Source organism: Propionibacterium ruminifibrarum, assembly GCF_900289195.1.
In the GTDB taxonomy this organism is placed as follows: domain Bacteria; phylum Actinomycetota; class Actinomycetes; order Propionibacteriales; family Propionibacteriaceae; genus Propionibacterium; species Propionibacterium ruminifibrarum.
The window spans coordinates 1-941 of sequence record NZ_OMOH01000024.1; the positions used below are offsets into that span (position 1 = coordinate 1).

Annotated in this window: 1 protein-coding gene; it reads right to left on the reverse strand. The window is 66.0% G+C overall.

Annotation, left to right across the window (positions count from 1 at the left end; all coding sequences use genetic code 11):
* A partial coding sequence (locus PROPJV5_RS12280; protein ID WP_119716641.1) for an IS481 family transposase occupies positions 1–836 on the reverse strand: 836 nt, incomplete at its 3' end.
* Positions 837–941: the final 105 nt, after the last annotated feature.

Below are 941 nucleotides of genomic sequence, written 5' to 3' on the forward strand. Positions count from 1 at the left end.
ATCCGGTTGTAGCGTTCGATCTTGCCGTTGTGTCTGGGGGTGTAGGGGCGGATGTACTGGTGGGTGGAGACGTGTGAGGCGATGGACCGGTTGAAGGCGTGGGACGTGTAACAGGGGCCGTTGTCGGTGATCAGCCGGGTGATCCGGTTGATGCCGTGGGCGGCGAAGAACACGCGTGCGCGGTGGAAGAACCCTGTCGCGGTGGCGGCGGTCTGGTCGTCGTGGGCTTCGGTGTAGGCCAGGCGGGAGAACCCGTCGATGGCCGAGTGAAGGTAGGTGTAGCCGGTCTTGTGGCCTTTCTTCGCTCTGGTGACGGCCCTGGCCTGGTCGGAGTCGCGGCCGTGGACGCGCCAGCCGCCCCCGTCGGGGATCTTGCCGGCCTTCTTGACGTCCATGTGGATCATGTGGCCCCGGTAGTGGGCGGTGATCGTGCCGGGCCGGCGCAGGTTCTGCCCGTCCGGGGTGATGTCACTGATTCGGTTGAGTCCCAGGCGGTCCAGCCAGCGTGTGATCGTGCGTACGCAGCAGCGTAGGTCGTACCGGTCCGCGAGTTCACGGGTGATCCGTCGGGCCGGCCACTTCTTCTTGCGGCGCCACTGCTCGATCAGTTCGATGGCCCAGTCCGGTAGCCGTGAAGGGCGTCGTGCGGGGGCGCTGGAGCGGTCTTCGAGGCCCTCGACGCCCTGGTCGCGGTAACGGGCAACCCATTTCGACAGGGTCGAGCGGGCGATGTGGAACTCGGCTGCCACGTGAGCGATCGGACGACCGCCGTGAACGGTCTCCTCAACGGCCCGGCGGCGGCCCTCAACACTCAACGGGGCATTACGGTGGGTCATGGAACGGGTCTCCTGTCAACAGATGAACGGTTTCAGCACCACCCATCGTGCCGGACAGAGACCCGTTCCCCACCCCCAGCGCCCACAACGTCATGACCCACAACA